Here is a 15,371-nt window from a genome sequence, read left to right on the forward strand (position 1 = left end):
ATTAATTCAATTTTTTCTTAGGCTCGGATTCAAACTCTGCAGTCGCATCTGCTTCGGCCATTTTCTTCGCCGTTCTTCCGACCAGCGCTTCAACCTGTGCCATAGACATCATATGCATCTGAATGAGATCGAGATCGCCAGAGCGGAATAGCTCAACAACTTTCTCATCAGATAACTCACGGAATTTTTCAACCGACACACGCTTGAAGCCTGTAACGCCGCCCGTTTTACCGTCATTCAAAGTGTAATCAATGCGGGCTTCTTCGAGCAGATCGTTCTCAACCAAACGATCACAAAACGCCTGCGTGCGATTGAACGTCGCTTGATACTCCTCAGCGAACTGCAAAACCGTCTTGATGTAGTTGGTCTCTGTGCCTTCCGCGTCAAACAAGCGTTCGCCAATACCGTCTTTATTGATGCCGTCATAGGATTCATCAATGCACAACGTTAGTTGCTCGCCATCATCTTGCACCGCAAAAACGAAGGGGTAACGACGAAAAAAGGCCGGTACATAATTCCCTGTCCAATTGTTGTCAGCATCGATAAATGCGTTTTTATCTTGCTCTGTACCCAACAATGCCAAACACACGACACCGGTTTCTGTCTCGGCAAAAACAATTGGCATCTCGCTGCCTGCTTTGACGAATTCCAAATCAACCAGAGGGACAGAGTTCGTCTCTGCGGCGAACTTGAAATTGTTTGTCTGGCGCACCGACATGTCGCGGTGATCGACACGGTTAAGTGGCGTAACATTTTCGTAGATCAAGAGTTGTTTCGTCATTGTGTTCCCAGTATTTCTTTAACTGTCTAATTGTCCGGAGATCGCATCGATATCGAGCGACCCGAACAAGGCGTATAATTCAAATTGCAAACGCACGACGCGAAGCCTTGCGAGTTTCACATCTGTTCTTAGGGTATCGCGCCTTAAACGCGCTTCCATCGTTTGTGCTGCACCTACTCGTCCGGCTTGCTCACGATCTTGCGTTGCAACTAACGCTTGATCCGCCTTACGTAATTGACGCGACACCGCGCTCACTTGCGATTGCGCTTTTTTCATCGACGACATCAATCCGGTGTAGCGCTGACCCGCGAGATCTGTTGCTTGCTTCACACGTGCTTGAGCGATCTGAATACGCAAATCCGCTTCGCGCACTCTTGAGCGACGCACACCACCTTCATAGATGGACTGCGTTACATTCACGCCCAACTCAGAAGTCAAAACATCCGAGCCACCGCCAAACAGCGATCCATCCGTTTCCTCACTGGTCACATCGATCGAGAGACTCGCAGTCGGGTAGAAGTTACCCTTCTGACGCAACTGCTGCTTTTCCGCGACGATCACACCCGCTTTTGCCGCCTGCACTTCTGGCGACATGCTTTTGGCAGTGCCGCGCGAGAAAGTGCGCTTCAAACGGTTCATGTTGACAGAGGACAATCCGCGATCGCGAAACGCGACGTTTTCAAACCCTGGACCGGTAAAACGATACAGCTCGAACAACGCTTCTGTCTTGCCTAACTCTGCATCAGCAAGATCAGACTTAGCGCCAAAGGTATTTCCCTGCGCGCGGAACAAGACATCGATCTCTTCACGACCCGCATCAACCTGCGAGCTTAGCGCGCTTTCCAATTGTGAACGTGCCCGCACAAATGCTTTCGCGCGCTCTACACGCAACTGCGCTCGCGCTACGCCAGCAAATGCCGACGACATTCGCGCGGCCATGCGGTTGCGAACGACTTCAGCGCGTGCCTTCGCCAGCTCGGCTTCCGATTGCGCCAATCCCATTGATCGCCAACGCGGCAAATCAAAGATCGGCTGCACAACCGAGAAAGAAACAGTGGTCGTCGGGAAGGTACTAACGCCCGAACTAAAAGTAGTGTTGTCAGAGCTCTTAATCTCTTGACGGGTCTTCACGTAACTCACCGACAAATTCACGCGCGGATACCGCTCGCCTTTCGCTTGGCGAATAAGTTCCTCTGCGACGTCATCTTCAAGATCCAAAATCTCGAATTCGAGATCAAATGAGAGCATACGTTTATATGCTTGTGAAAGCGTGATAGTCTGCGCGCTGGCCAATTGGACACTAAAAAATACAAGACTGGCTCCGAGAATCCAGATGTATAAGAAGTGATTCAGCGTCCTAAAGGATTTCAACATTTAGCTACCTTCCAAGGCACGAGAATTAGGTGCGATACTCGTCTATGGAAAGAAAATATAGAAAAATCAAGTGTTAAGGGCAATTTGACGAAGCGTCAAAGCACCAATTGACGAAGCGTCAAAGCACCAATTCCATCGCTTGCTCTCCTTTCGCGCTTCCAGCGTGAAGATGTTGTTAGAAACAATGCGCCACAGCCTCCGCAAGCGCAATGAAATCAGCCTTCATACCGCACAGAGTTGACGCCATTCGGCGAGAGCCAGGGCGCGTTTGAATTTGAAATTTTCTCAACTGTAGAAGTGGCGTTCTTGGTTGAAGTGGTTGTAAACTGAAGAATGAACGGCAACGAGTTCCTGCAAAGTTCGCGTTCGGCGGAAGCGCAGCATTGCCCGTTCTCGCCGACGAAAAGGCAAGTGTGAATTCTCGGCTCTGTTATTCTTCCAACGACCCGTTTCTTATCGTTCAGCATTGCCGATGACCTTCATCGCAGCGCCATAAAATTGCAGTGGATAAGTCACGATGACATATAGTCGACCATATAGTTTCTTGTTTTACTGAGGAATTTCAATGCAGCTTTGCAATCTCGGCGTTTGATTACATAGATTTCCAACACTTCGCCTTCGTGATCAACCGCCCGCACCAGAGGCTATCATCCCGATGGACCAAAGGCCAAGCATGCACTAGCTTTCAAATTGGACCACTCAAACGGGGCTACTCAATAGGGCCATAACCTAATAGAACGCTTGCGATCCTTAAGCATGCTAAAAACACTAAACAAATCAGAAAGACATCCATGAAAACTCAAGTCGCAATTATCGGGGGCGGACCGTCCGGGCTTTTGCTGGCGCGGCTCTTACAAACACGCGGGATCGAAAGTGTTGTGCTCGAACGCAAAACAAAAGCCTATGTATTAGGACGCATACGAGCTGGCGTTCTTGAACAAGGGCTTGTGAGCCTGATGGAACAAGCGGGTTGCGCCGATCGCTTGCATGCCGAGGGCATCATTCACGATGGAACATTAATTTCTTACGGTGATGAGATGTTTCGCATCAACTTTACCGAACATGCGGGTAAGCCCGTTATGGTCTACGGACAAACCGAAGTGACCCGTGATTTATACAGCGCGCTTGAACAAAGCAGTGCTCCGATCGTTTTTAATGCTGAAGATGTGGTGATCCAAAATGCAGATACCGACAAACCGCATGTCACTTACGTTGTTGATGGGAAAGCTAATCATATCGACTGTGAGTTTGTTGCTGGCTGCGATGGCTTTCACGGGGTTAGCCGCCAAACCATTCCCATAGAGGTGCGGCGCGAATATGAGAAAGTCTATCCTTTTGGATGGCTTGGTATTCTGTCAGAAACCCCGCCCGTCAATCACGAACTGATCTACGCCAATTCACCCCGCGGATTTGCACTTTGCTCAATGCGTAACGAGAACCTGAGCCGCTATTACATACAATGTTCGCTGAATGATAAGCCCGAGAACTGGAGCGACGACGCGTTCTGGCACGAGCTAAAACGCCGCATTCCAGCAGATCAGGCGAACAAACTTGTCACAGGACCCAGCATCGAAAAAACTATTGCGCCACTTAGATCTTTTGTGACGGAGCCTATGCGCTGGGGCCGCTTGTTTCTTTGTGGCGATGCAGCCCATATCGTGCCACCGACAGGTGCCAAAGGGCTAAACACAGCTGCCTCCGATGTTCACTACCTCTACAATGGATTGCGCGACTATTACGAAAATCAAAGTAGTGAGGGTATCGACACCTATTCAGCCAAGGCTCTTTCACGGGTCTGGAAAGCTGAACGCTTCAGCTGGTGGTTCTCGTCTTTGATGCATAGCTATCCCGACCAATCAAAATTCGACCAAAAAATGCAAATCGCTGAGTTAGAGTTTTTGCGCTCAAACAAAGCCGCGCAGCAGGCAATGGCAGAGAACTATGTTGGGTTGCCCTATTGAAAGGACTGTTGCGATGTACCTCCGTTACGAGATCTAAAGCCAAAAACCCAGGCTGGTTCTATTTCATGTGCAATTTCTATCCGTCGAAAATCTTACCCCAAGTCTGGAAACTATATAAGTAGTAAGACACACCACTTTTTCGGGAACATTTTGTTTCTTTGTTCGCAGCTGAAATCCGACTGCGTCTTAGTTTCAATTTTCGATAGCAGCAGGACTCACATATTGTGGGCAAAGCGGGTTTTGCACTATTTGAAAAATAATCACCGTTATGGCCTCGAAGCAATCTTCTTCTCCTTTCTGCAGTTCAAATGGTCGTTCTTCCATTGTTCTCACGATAAGATGGTAATCTTGGAATATCATCCAACGCGATCCGCAAGTGACGAAAACATGCCGCTCAGCTTCCTACCGTGATTTCTGGACATTGAAGCTGAGTGCGGCAGCTCGCACTCTCGGCTCATAGTTGCCATTAAATCGAATGCGGCATCCTCGCTGAAATACCCAGTTTGTAATGCCAATTACGGTCCATACCAGACCTTCGCGCACTCTCGGCGATGCTGTGGTGCGGCGCGTGGAACCGGACTTTCGCTGCAATGACACAATCATGAGGTCAGCAAATTCACATACTGCAGACGAAGTTACCATTGTCGCGCAACGGCTTTTCTCTATCATCACCAAGCCAGGCTAAAGGATGAATGGATGAAAATCATTATTCGAAAGGGATGTGATGCCGATGGAGCTGAAGCAATCAATGTGGTGCGTCGATCAATCTCCGAATTGTGCGTCGCAGACGCATGAAAGTGATGCTCGAAAAATTGCGGATTGGTTGTCCAACAAGACAGAAGCGACGTGGGGGAATGGCTCATGCGCGGCGATGCGACCGTGCTTGTAGGTATAAAAGCCAGTGAAATTGTTAGGGTCGGAATGGTAGATCACTATGGAGAAGTCTTGCTGAATTACGTTCGACCTGATGCTCGGTTCTCTGGCGTAAGCAAAGCGTTACTCGAATTTTTAGAGAGTGTGGCTGTCGAAATGGGCAGTCGAGAATGCGTATTGGAAAGCACCAAAACGGCCAAGAAATTCTACGAAAGCTGTGGTTGCAAATCGACGAATGAAACCGGTCTGACGCTGGCGAAGCCGCTTCAGAGAGCTGTGGCTGATTGCAGGTAAGGGCTCGAATCCGACATTCGCCGCGCGATGCATCAACCTCTGCAAACAACATTTTTTGATCTTTTCGATAATGGCGATGATCGTAAAAAGGAGCTGATAATGGCATTTGTTCGAACTTGCAGCAGTATCGCTTTTGCAATGCAGCAGCTTTCACCAAAGCAACCATTCAAATTTGTTTCAAACACCTAACCGAAAACGCCCTTTTATTGCGAAGAGATCAAACCAACAAGACGCGGACATCGTCACCATTGCTTGTCGGGAGTTTTGTTAACACAGCATCCGTTTGCGCTACACGGCAGGGTTACTCTTGCGATTCAGCCTGTGTTACAGAATTAGACATTCACTTAGTTATGTAACGTAAAGTTATTATTTACGTCGTGCTGGAGCCAATTGATCACTCAGCTTTCCTCGAACCTTTCCAAAATGTATGGCCGTTCATAATGGCTTTGCTACACCGAGACGACGCTCAATAGATCTTGCCGCGTAATTTCATCGGGTGATCCGCTTAGGACAACCTCACCCCGGCGAAGCGCCACGAATTGATTGGCCAGTTTATAAGCAAATTCGAAATACTGTTCGACCAATACAATCGCCATATCGCCTTGATCGCGCAGATGGCTGATCACTTCGCCGATTTGTTGGATTATGTTTGGTTGGATGCCCTCTGTCGGTTCATCAAGAAGCAGCAGTTTGGGTTTTGCAATCAGCGCGCGCGCGATGGCGAGTTGCTGTTGTTGCCCGCCTGAAAGATCGCCACCCCTTCGGGTTCCCATCTGCTTCAACACGGGAAACAGCTCATAAATATGGGCTGGAATTTGGTGCTCAGAGCTGGGCAAACAGGCGAACCCAGTTTCCAAATTCTCACGTACAGTCATCAATGGAAAAATCTCGCGCCCTTGCGGTACATAACCAATGCCATTTCGCGCGAGCAAATGCGAAGGTAATTTTTCGAGATTTTCGCCGTCCAGCGACATCGTACCGCCAGATCGCGGATGGGCGCCAGAAATCGCCTTGAGCAAGCTGGTTTTTCCCACGCCATTGGTCCCCATCACGCAAGTGACTTCGCCCTGCGCCGCCTGCATCGAAATTCCGTGAAGGATTTGGGAATGCCCGTAATGAAGCGTGACATCTTTTAGTTTCAGCATCTTAGCGCCCCAGATATACGTCAATGACGTCTTGGTTTGATGTTACATGATCTAAACTGCCTTCGGCGAGCACTGCGCCCTCGTGCAGGACTGTCACTTTGCAATTCAAGCGGCGCACAAATTCCATGTCGTGTTCGACTACGACCACCGCGCGCGTTTTGGCAGCTTCAACGAGAATGGCCGTGGTTTGTTCTCGTTCCGCTGGCGTCATGCCTGCGGCAGGTTCATCGACCAACAGCAGGCGTGGCTCTTGCGCAAGCAACATACCAATTTCCAACCATTGCTTTTGACCGTGGCTCAACTCGCCAGATTTGCGCGTCAATGCATTGCTTAGACCAATCTCTTTCGCCAATTCTACGACGTGCTCAAGATCGTGCTCTGACGGACGATAGGCCAGCACAGCAAACCAACCGCGCGGTTTTTTGAGTGCCATGAGTAGGTTTTCTTCGACCGTTTGGTCCTCAAAAACAGTTGGTTTCTGAAACTTACGCCCAACACCAGCCTGAGCGATCTTCGCTTCGCTCATCTTCAACAGAGATTGCGATTTTTCGCCCCAAAGTACATGGCCTTCATCAGGTCGGGTCTTGCCTGTCACGACGTCCATAAATGTGGTTTTGCCTGCGCCGTTCGGCCCTATCACAGCACGCATCTCAGCGACACCGATGCGAAAGCTGAGGTTGTTGATTGCACGAAATCCGTCGAAGGAGACTGACACGCCGGAAACTTCCAAAAGTGTGCTCATTGTTTTGCCTCAGCCTCGCGCAAGGATCCTGCATCTGGGCCAAGATCTGCACCGTGACGATTGGGTGTGCGGCGCGCTGTCCACAGATCCACCAATCCGCCCATGCCTTTGGGCGCGAACAGCGTGACGCCTACGAAGGACAAACCAAGCAGAACAAGCCACCAGTCGACCCATTTTATCGTGTAGAACCCAAGCTGGATATCGGGGGCCTGACCGCCTGTGAACCACGTGGACAATAGGCTGACGAAGGCCGCACCGATCACGGCGCCATAAAGCCTGCCACGCCCACCAATCGCGACCCAAACCGCGAGGTAGATCGAGGCGATAGGCGCAATCTCGGCGGGGTTGATGATACCCGCTTGCGGATAATACAGCGCACCTGCGATGCCAGCAATCATTGCCGTCAGCGTGAAGATCATCAGTTTATAGATCTCGACCGAATAGCCAAGGAAACGCACGCGCGCTTCATTATCGCGAATGCCGCGAATAACGGAGCCAAACTTGCCACTCACAAGCCAAGCCGCGAGTAGATAACCTATCGCTAGCGCAAAAGCAGAACCCCAAAAGAACCAGAGTGAGACCACAGATTGTGGTGCGCTGACATTTGGCAGGTTTTGCAATCCTGAAAGTCCGTTGTTGCCCCTCAAGCCGCTGTCGTTTTGAAACAGGTAAAGCGCTAAGGCCAGCGTCATCGCTTGTGTGAGGATCGACAAGTACACCCCTGCAACGCGGCTGCGAAACGCGAGCCAACCGAAGACCAAAGCCAAAAGGCCGGGCACAAGAACCACGAGGATCAATTGCAAGAACAAGCTATCCGCGAAACCCCAGATCCAAGGGAACTCACTGGAGCCGACCACCCCGAAAATCTGGTTGCCGATGGCATCTACGACTTCGGTTGGCGTCGGCGGGATTTCTGCCTGCGAGAGCGATTGCACCACGATCAGGCGCGTGCGTTCATACATCAGCCACATGCCGATCATGTATCCACCAATCCCGAAAAAGGCGAAGTGCCCAAGACTGAGGATTCCCGTGAAGCCCCAGACCAAATCCATCGCGACTGCGACAAGGCACAGACAAAGCGTTTTGCCCAAAGTCTTAACGAAGCTGGTGGAAATCACCCCAACGCCAAACCCTTCAGACAGAACCGTGACCACTAAAGTGAACAAGGCAAGCAATGCGAGGAAGAGCAAGACCGACGGGTTGCGAGCGATAAATGAGCGTTGCATGTGATCAATCCCCTGCCGCACGGCCCTTGAGGGCGATGATGCCCCTTGGCCGGAATTGGATGAAAATAATAATGAAAACGATCATGAAGGTTTGCGCCGCCAAGGTGTTGGACGGGTTGAACCACTCAATCCCCTTTTGCAGAAAGCCGATCATCGCAGCCCCTGCAAGCGTGCCCCAAATGTTGCCGACACCGCCGACGACTACGGTCATGAAACTTTGCACAATGTAGTCGTTGCCAAGCTCAGACGTGACTTTCGCGAACAGTCCAATCGCAACGCCAGCAACGCCCGCAATCCCAGAGCCAAGCCCGAAGGTGAGCATGTTCACGCGCCCTGGGTTGATCCCCATCGAGGCAGCCATGCGCGGGTTTTGCGTAACCGCGCGGGTCTCTAAACCCAAGCGCGTGCGCTTCATGATGAACAGGAAGATGGCGAGGAACACGAAAGCGAGCACAAAGATCGCGATACGGATGTAGCTGATAGACACCACGTCATTGATGACCCATGCGCCATCAAGCCAACCAGGGGCAGTGAGTGGGCGCGCTTGTGTGCCAAAAATATTCTTAGCCAACTGCTGCAGTGCAATCGAGATGCCGAAGGTGGCTAGCAGCGTCTCCAAAGGGCGGGAATAGAGCCAACGGATCACCAAGCGCTCCATCGCGACGCCCGCGGCGAAAGTGACCGCGAAGGCAAGCGGGATGGCCACGATGATCGAGACTGTGTTATCGAGAATGATCTGTTGAACGACGTAACCTGTGTAGGCCCCCATCATGATGAATTCGCCATGCGCCATGTTGATGACGCCCATCACACCGAATGTGATCGCCAAACCAATCGCCGCAAGGAAGTAGATCGAGGCGAGCGAGAGAGCATCAAGCGTGAGATCGAGAACTTGGTTGGCTGCGACCTTAGCTTCAATGGTTTTCAACGCCTCTTTTGCGGTGTCGGTGACGTCTGATGACGGCTCGTTATAGGCGTCGAAGAAGATGTGCTTTGAAAGGGCCGTTTTGATGTCGGCCTCTGTCACCAAGGGGGATACAAGGCCCGCTTGGGCGAGCGCGGCATAGGCCGCCCCGCGTTTCTCATCGGAATCTAGTTGAGCGACGGGAATACCACCCACGCGCCCTTGATCGATGTTAGCGGCCAAGGCCGCGCGCAGGGTGTCGGGTGTTGTCAACGGCGGGGCGAGGTCTTTGGCGACGAGTAGTTCATAGGCTGCCGTTTCCGTCAAAGACTCCGATCCAGGTGTCAGGATACTCGCAATGTTGCGATCTTGTGGAAGTTCTGTGCCTGTGACTTCGCGAGTGGTTCTCAACAAAGGGTTCACCGCAGCACGCACATCGACGCCCAGATCGCCAGACATATCCTTAATGGCCGCGACGCGCTCAGCGGTGTCAGGATCGTAACCAATGCTCAACAAACGTTCGAGGCGCTGTTTTTGCGTTAATAAGATGTCATCCGTTTCGCCCTCGATCGAGGCACGCAAAGGCGCGAGCAGCCCCGCTTCAGGATCACGCGCAATCGAGGTGAGCGCGTCTTGGCGTTTTAATGGGTCAGGATCGCTGAGTTGGAATTGTACCAACGCAGTCTGGATCATCGCGCGCACACCGCTGTTGGGTTTGAGCTGTTTGAGGTCCGACTTGGAGACTCCGTCAAAGCCTGCATCGCCATCAATGTCCGTCAGCGCATATGTCTTCGCACCCACCTTTTCACCAATAAAGAATACACCATCTGATTTACGCATCCAGATGTTCTTACCCGCCCATTGCTCCAGAAATACCTGTGCTTGCGGCACGCCACTGGTGGCGATCGCGTCAATCGCAGGGGCAATCGTCTTGCGCGAGCTTTTGGCGATCAGCGCGCCATGCTCTTGCAACACGGGCTGGAGTGTCGCGGTTTGGGCGCTGGCAATCATACAGGACAGCACGAATGCGAGTCCCGCAAGGAAAAGTCTAATCATGTCGATGGATTCCGCGTAAAAAGCAGGGGGTGGTAAGGACGAACACGCCGCCCTCACCAATCAGATTTCAGATCTTAGTAGTTGGACAGCGTCTGAACGCATGTGCTTGTTTCGGTGTTGTACATACCGCAGCCCAGCTCTTTCCAATCGGACTTGAGAACTGCTGATTCAGGCAAGAAATCCGTCCAAGCATCGCCAGCAACTTCGGAGGTCTGAGAGATAATGTCGAACTGACCGTCGTCCTGGATTTCACCGATCAAGACTGGCTTGGCGAGGTGGTGATTTGGCAACATTACAGCCGTACCGCCTGTCAAGTTCGGGAATTCCTGCCCGTACATTGCCGCGCGCACTGCATCTACTTCGGTTGAGCTGGCTTCAGTTGCGGCGTTCACCCACATGTTGAAACCAATGTAGTGCGCCTCCATCGGATCGTTAGTCACACGCTCTTCACCCATTGTGGCTTTCCACGTTTCAACGAATTCTGCGTTCACGTCTGCATCTGCAGATTGGAAGTAGTTCCAAGCCGCGAGGTGACCGACGAGGTTGGATGTATCAAGACCCGCAAGCTCTTCTTCACCGACAGAGAAGGCCACCACTGGAATATCGTCAGCAGAGATGCCTGCCGCTGCCAGCTCTTTATAAAAACCGATGTTCGCGTCGCCGTTAATTGTTGAGATCACACCAACTTTCTTACCATCCGCGCCAAGCGCAACGACATCCGCGACAATCTTGGACCAATCGGAATGACCGAACGGCGTGTAGTTCACAAAGATGTCGTCTTTCGCGATATCTTTCTGCTGCAGGTAGCTTTCAAGAATGTTGTTGGTGGTTCTGGGGTAGACATAGTCTGTGCCGAGCAGAGCGAATTTCTCAACCCCCAGTTCCTCCAGGAAATAATCTGTTGCAGGGATCGCCTGCTGGTTTGGGGCCGCGCCTGTGTAAAAGACGTTCTTGGAGCTTTCTTCGCCTTCATACTGAACAGGGTAGAACAAAAGGCCGTTCAGCTCTTCGATGACAGGCAGAACGGATTTGCGCGACACAGATGTCCAGTTGCCAAAGATCACGTCGACTTCATGAACGCTCAACAGCTCACGCGCTTTTTCTGCGAACAACGGCCAGTCGGACGCAGGATCGACAACAACGGCTTCGAGTTGCTTGCCAAGCAAGCCGCCTTTGGCGTTTTGTTGATCAATCAGCATCAACATCGTGTCTTTGAGCGTCGTTTCGGAAATAGCCATTGTTCCAGAAAGTGAGTGCAAAACACCGACCTTGATCGTGTCATCTGCCGCCAGGGCCGCGCTCGTGAGAGCAGCGAAAACAGCAGAGCTAGCGAGCGTTGTCTTTAGAAAGTTCATGAAGTTCTCCTCACGGGTGCACTGACAAGCCTTGCACAAAAGCGCCGACTTCCGTTAGCTGCACCCGCAGCTTATGTTGCAAAAAGTGTGGCGGCCGTTTCGAGGTCCAATTCGCGCGGTCGTCACACACCCCCAATTGTCGACGATGTCGTCAATTAGCAGATGGACTTATTGATTCTGCACCGCAGCTAGAATGGCAAACCTTGCGGCGCGGTTTCCGTCTCGCACCCGAGTGTTTGCACAAAAAATAGACGGCATTCGCGCTAACTGCTCAAAAATTGAACACTGATGCGCACAGCTAAGCCGAATTATGCGATTTTTCTGGCCCTAATGGGGTGAAGCGATCGATGTTGAATGCGTTCTTAAAGCCCAAGAGGTCCCGCATCACAAAGTTTCATACCATAGCCTCTCAGGAAGCTTATGCGCGGCAACCTCGTGCGCGCGGCAAGATCACGCTTGTGATTAAAAATAGCGGCGCGCGCTCTGTGTTGGATCGCTTGTATCAAGCGGGCTCGGCGAGATGTCTGTTTCCGCGCAAGCCCGATGCGGCGTTGAATGCTGTTATTTTGAACACTTCCGGTGGTTTAACAGGCGGCGACAAGCTGCGCGTGAGCGCGACAGCTGGACAAAACAGCACGCTCACTCTCACCACACAAGCCTGCGAGCGCGCCTATAAGGCGCAGCCGGATCAGCAGGCGCAGGTGTGTAATACGTTGCATGTCGAAAACGGAGCGCGGCTAAATTGGATGCCGCAGGAAACCATTCTGTTTGAAGGATCGGCTTTGCATCGTCGCCTGCGTATCAACATGCATGGCACTGCGCGACTTTTGATGGTTGAACCCTTGGTGTTTGGCCGTGCCGCGATGGGCGAGCACCTCAACAATTGCCAGTTTCGCGACCGCATTGAGATCCTGCGCGATGGGCAGCACGCCTATATCGATGCCGTGCACCTTGCGGGGAATGTCTCTGCGCAACTTGCGCTCAGCAATGTCGCCGGAGGAGCTGGCGCGATGGCAAGTGTGGTGCTTGTTGACCCGTTTGCAGAAACCCATCTGGACGCTGCGCGCGCGTTGCTCCCCGATACCGCAGGGGCCAGTTTACTCGCTAAAGACATGCTGGTTCTACGCTTACTCGCCCCTGATAGTTATGCGCTGCGCAAAGCCCTCATTCCTGTGCTGCGCTTATTGAACACCTCTGAAATTCCCCGATGCTGGATGATCTAATATGAACCTAACTCCCCGAGAAAAAGACAAACTTTTGATCGCGATGGCCGCGATAGTTGCGCGCAAACGTCTTGAGCGTGGCGTGAAGCTGAACCACCCAGAAGCAATCGCTTTAATCACGGACGCGGTGGTGGAAGGCGCGCGCGACGGTTGTTCGGTTGCAGATCTGATGCAAGCGGGGGCGGAAGTGATCACCGCGAATGACTGCATGCCCGGCATCGCTGAAATGATCTACGACGTGCAGGTCGAAGCAACCTTTCCCGATGGCACCAAGCTTGTCACCGTTCACAATCCCATTCGCTAAAGGAGCTTTCAGATGAAACGCCTTTCAAAGACTTCTCTGACAAACCTAAGTGTGCGCCCATGATCCCCGGTGAGCTGTTTCCTGCGTCTGACATGATCGAACTGAACCAAGGCCAAACCGTCACCGTACTGATAGTTGCCAATACGGGCGATCGTCCTGTGCAAGTGGGTAGCCATTACCATTTCGCTGAGTCCAACGCGGCCCTTGAGTTTGATCGCGAGGCTGCGCGCGGCATGCGCCTTGATATTGCAGCTGGCACCGCTGTGCGCTTTGAGCCTGGTCAGCGCCGCGAAGTGAACTTGATCCCTGTCAGCGGCGCGCGCCGCATATACGGATTTAACCAAGAAATTATGGGAGCGCTCTGATGCCAGCATCCATTTCTCGTGCAGATTATGCTGCAATGTTTGGCCCGACTGTCGGTGACAGATTGCGCCTAGCCGACACCGATTTGATCATCGAGGTTGAACGCGATCTTATCGCCGAACGTGCAGGCGCTGCGAGCAGCAGAAGAACGGGTGGCAACGCCTTGCTTTACGGCGAAGAGGTGAAATTTGGTGGTGGCAAAGTCATTCGCGACGGCATGGGCCAATCTCAAATCACGCGTGCGGATGGTGCAGTGGATACGGTCATCACGAATGCTCTGATCGTCGATCATTCGGGGATCTACAAAGCTGACGTGGGCCTGCGGGATGGGCGCATCCATAAAATTGGCAAAGCTGGCAATCCCGATACGCAGCCTGGTGTCGATATTATAGTCGGCCCTGGTACAGAAGCGATTGCGGGTGAAGGACGTATCCTTACCGCGGGCGGGTTTGACTCGCACATTCATTTCATTTGCCCGCAACAGATTGAGGATGCGTTGCATTCTGGCCTGACTACAATGCTTGGCGGCGGCACAGGTCCTGCACACGGCACGCTGGCAACAACATGTACCCCCGGTCCTTGGCATATAGGTCGGATGCTGCAAGCGGCGGATGCCTTTCCGATGAACCTCGCCTTTGCGGGTAAGGGCAACGCCTCGCTGCCTGCGGCCTTGGAGGAACAAGTTTTGGGCGGTGCGTGCGCGCTCAAACTGCACGAAGATTGGGGCACAACTCCAGGCGCAATCGATTGCTGCCTGTCCGTGGCGGATGCCTTGGATGTTCAAGTGATGATCCACACAGATACGCTGAACGAGAGTGGCTTTGTAGAGAACACAGTCGCTGCGATGAAAGGGCGCACGATCCATGCGTTCCACACCGAAGGCGCTGGCGGTGGTCACGCACCTGACATCATCAAGATCTGTGGGGAAGAGCATGTTCTACCGTCATCGACAAACCCAACACGCCCTTTCACTGTGAACACCCTGGAAGAGCATCTTGATATGCTTATGGTGTGCCACCACCTCGACAAATCCATTCCCGAAGACGTCGCCTTTGCCGAAAGCCGCATCCGGCGTGAAACAATTGCAGCGGAAGATATCTTGCATGACATGGGGGCTTTTTCGATTATCGCCTCTGACAGTCAGGCAATGGGACGTGTTGGCGAAGTGTTGATCCGTACGTGGCAAACGGCAGATAAGATGAAGAAACAGCGTGGCAGCTTGGCGGAGGAGACAGGCGACAACGACAATTTCCGTGTGTGTCGCTATATTGCAAAATACACGATCAACCCTGCGATTGCGCATGGTATCGCACATGAAATCGGCAGTATCGAAGAAGGCAAGCGCGCAGATTTGGTGCTCTGGGATCCTGCATTCTTTGGAGTGAAACCTGAGATGGTTTTGCTTGGCGGTACAATTGTGATGGCGCAAATGGGGGATCCCAACGCCTCTATTCCGACGCCGCAACCCGTCTATTCGCGGCCTATGTTCGGAGCCTACGGCCGCTCGGTCGAAAACTCTGCGGTGACCTTTGTCAGTGCCGCAGCACAGAACGCAGGCATCGGTGCGCGGCTTGGGTTGGCTAAGGAAACACTGGCTGTGCGCAACACGCGCAATATTGGCAAATCTCACCTTAAGAAGAACACAGCTACGCCTGATATCGAAGTGCATCCTGAAACCTATGAAGTGCGTGCAGATGGCGAGCTGCTAACCTGCGAACCTGCAAGCGAGCTGCCCATGGCGCAGCGCTATTTTCTGTTTTGAAGAGGGTC

Annotated in this window: 13 protein-coding genes and 1 pseudogene; 6 read left to right on the plus strand and 8 right to left on the minus strand. The window is 52.3% G+C overall.

Translation table 11 applies throughout. From position 1 onward, the window contains the following. Position 1: 1 nt before the first annotated feature. From QZ280_RS09035 to QZ280_RS09045, 3 genes and pseudogenes are all read right to left on the minus strand, one after another. Entirely contained in the window at positions 2–781 is a 780-nt protein-coding gene (locus tag QZ280_RS09035; RefSeq protein WP_293442900.1) for a SapC family protein, read from the minus strand. An 18-nt stretch (positions 782–799) separates the two neighbouring features. Further along, positions 800–2,155, minus strand: a complete 1,356-nt coding sequence (locus tag QZ280_RS09040) for a TolC family protein (RefSeq protein WP_293442903.1) — start codon at positions 2,153–2,155, stop codon at positions 800–802. A gap of 288 nt (positions 2,156–2,443) precedes the next feature. Beyond that, positions 2,444–2,796: pseudogene (locus tag QZ280_RS09045) on the minus strand (DDE-type integrase/transposase/recombinase); the annotation flags it as partial. Positions 2,797–2,946: 150 nt separating this feature from the next. On the opposite strand from QZ280_RS09045, the gene pobA reads away from it, so the two are divergent. Both pobA and QZ280_RS09055 read left to right on the plus strand, forming a co-directional pair. Then, positions 2,947–4,116, plus strand: a complete 1,170-nt coding sequence (gene pobA / locus QZ280_RS09050) for a 4-hydroxybenzoate 3-monooxygenase (protein WP_293442906.1) — start codon at positions 2,947–2,949, stop codon at positions 4,114–4,116. An 861-nt stretch (positions 4,117–4,977) separates the two neighbouring features. Beyond that, positions 4,978–5,283, plus strand: a complete 306-nt coding sequence (locus QZ280_RS09055; protein ID WP_293442908.1) for a GNAT family N-acetyltransferase — start codon at positions 4,978–4,980, stop codon at positions 5,281–5,283. A 449-nt stretch (positions 5,284–5,732) separates the two neighbouring features. Here QZ280_RS09055 and urtE read toward each other — a convergent pair whose 3' ends face one another. The 5 genes from urtE to urtA all read right to left on the minus strand — a co-directional run bounded on the left by urtE (position 5,733) and on the right by urtA (position 11,711). Next, positions 5,733–6,428 (minus strand): urea ABC transporter ATP-binding subunit UrtE, encoded by a 696-nt coding sequence (gene urtE, locus QZ280_RS09060; RefSeq protein WP_293442911.1) that lies wholly within the window; start codon positions 6,426–6,428, stop codon positions 5,733–5,735. Position 6,429: 1 nt separating this feature from the next. Beyond that, positions 6,430–7,170 (minus strand): urea ABC transporter ATP-binding protein UrtD, encoded by a 741-nt coding sequence (gene urtD / locus QZ280_RS09065; protein ID WP_293442914.1) that lies wholly within the window; start codon positions 7,168–7,170, stop codon positions 6,430–6,432. Then, a complete protein-coding gene (gene urtC / locus QZ280_RS09070) occupies positions 7,167–8,396 on the minus strand; it encodes an urea ABC transporter permease subunit UrtC (protein ID WP_293442917.1) in 1,230 nt (409 codons plus the stop codon). The genes urtD and urtC overlap by 4 nt, the downstream gene beginning before the upstream one ends. Positions 8,397–8,400: 4 nt before the next feature. Beyond that, on the minus strand, positions 8,401–10,356 hold the full coding sequence (gene urtB, locus QZ280_RS09075) for an urea ABC transporter permease subunit UrtB (protein ID WP_293442920.1): 1,956 nt from the start codon (positions 10,354–10,356) through the stop codon (positions 8,401–8,403). Between the two features lie 74 nt (positions 10,357–10,430). Further along, a complete protein-coding gene (gene urtA / locus QZ280_RS09080) occupies positions 10,431–11,711 on the minus strand; it encodes an urea ABC transporter substrate-binding protein (protein WP_293442923.1) in 1,281 nt (426 codons plus the stop codon). A gap of 458 nt (positions 11,712–12,169) precedes the next feature. On the opposite strand from urtA, the gene QZ280_RS09085 reads away from it, so the two are divergent. Genes QZ280_RS09085 through ureC form a run of 4 tightly spaced genes read left to right on the plus strand, consistent with a single transcriptional unit; the run spans position 12,170 to position 15,363 of the window. Beyond that, complete coding sequence (locus tag QZ280_RS09085; protein ID WP_293442926.1) at positions 12,170–12,934, plus strand: urease accessory protein UreD; 765 nt, start codon at positions 12,170–12,172, stop codon at positions 12,932–12,934. A gap of 1 nt (position 12,935) precedes the next feature. Beyond that, a complete protein-coding gene (locus tag QZ280_RS09090) occupies positions 12,936–13,238 on the plus strand; it encodes an urease subunit gamma (protein ID WP_293442929.1) in 303 nt (100 codons plus the stop codon). Between the two features lie 59 nt (positions 13,239–13,297). Continuing rightward, positions 13,298–13,603, plus strand: a complete 306-nt coding sequence (locus tag QZ280_RS09095) for an urease subunit beta (protein WP_293442932.1) — start codon at positions 13,298–13,300, stop codon at positions 13,601–13,603. Beyond that, positions 13,603–15,363: an urease subunit alpha gene (gene ureC, locus QZ280_RS09100; RefSeq protein ID WP_293442935.1), complete on the plus strand. Its 1,761-nt coding sequence runs from the start codon at positions 13,603–13,605 to the stop codon at positions 15,361–15,363. Before QZ280_RS09095 ends, ureC begins: the two co-directional genes overlap by 1 nt. Positions 15,364–15,371: the final 8 nt, after the last annotated feature.

The organism is Planktotalea sp., from assembly GCF_018607995.1.
Taxonomy (GTDB): domain Bacteria; phylum Pseudomonadota; class Alphaproteobacteria; order Rhodobacterales; family Rhodobacteraceae; genus Planktotalea.

Excerpts from the sequence above, each read along its gene's own strand:
- QZ280_RS09055 (WP_293442908.1), top strand. The coding sequence starts at position 4,978 with ATGCGCGGCGATGCGACCGTGCTTGTAGGTATAAAAGCCAGTGAAATT.
- pobA (WP_293442906.1), top strand. The coding sequence starts at position 2,947 with ATGAAAACTCAAGTCGCAATTATCGGGGGCGGACCGTCCGGGCTTTTG.
- urtC (WP_293442917.1), bottom strand. The coding sequence starts at position 8,396 with ATGCAACGCTCATTTATCGCTCGCAACCCGTCGGTCTTGCTCTTCCTC.
- urtA (WP_293442923.1), bottom strand. The coding sequence starts at position 11,711 with ATGAACTTTCTAAAGACAACGCTCGCTAGCTCTGCTGTTTTCGCTGCT.
- QZ280_RS09095 (WP_293442932.1), top strand. The coding sequence starts at position 13,298 with ATGATCCCCGGTGAGCTGTTTCCTGCGTCTGACATGATCGAACTGAAC.
- QZ280_RS09040 (WP_293442903.1), bottom strand. The coding sequence starts at position 2,155 with ATGTTGAAATCCTTTAGGACGCTGAATCACTTCTTATACATCTGGATT.
- ureC (WP_293442935.1), top strand. The coding sequence starts at position 13,603 with ATGCCAGCATCCATTTCTCGTGCAGATTATGCTGCAATGTTTGGCCCG.
- urtE (WP_293442911.1), bottom strand. The coding sequence starts at position 6,428 with ATGCTGAAACTAAAAGATGTCACGCTTCATTACGGGCATTCCCAAATC.
- urtD (WP_293442914.1), bottom strand. The coding sequence starts at position 7,170 with ATGAGCACACTTTTGGAAGTTTCCGGCGTGTCAGTCTCCTTCGACGGA.
- QZ280_RS09090 (WP_293442929.1), top strand. The coding sequence starts at position 12,936 with ATGAACCTAACTCCCCGAGAAAAAGACAAACTTTTGATCGCGATGGCC.
- QZ280_RS09035 (WP_293442900.1), bottom strand. The coding sequence starts at position 781 with ATGACGAAACAACTCTTGATCTACGAAAATGTTACGCCACTTAACCGT.
- urtB (WP_293442920.1), bottom strand. The coding sequence starts at position 10,356 with ATGATTAGACTTTTCCTTGCGGGACTCGCATTCGTGCTGTCCTGTATG.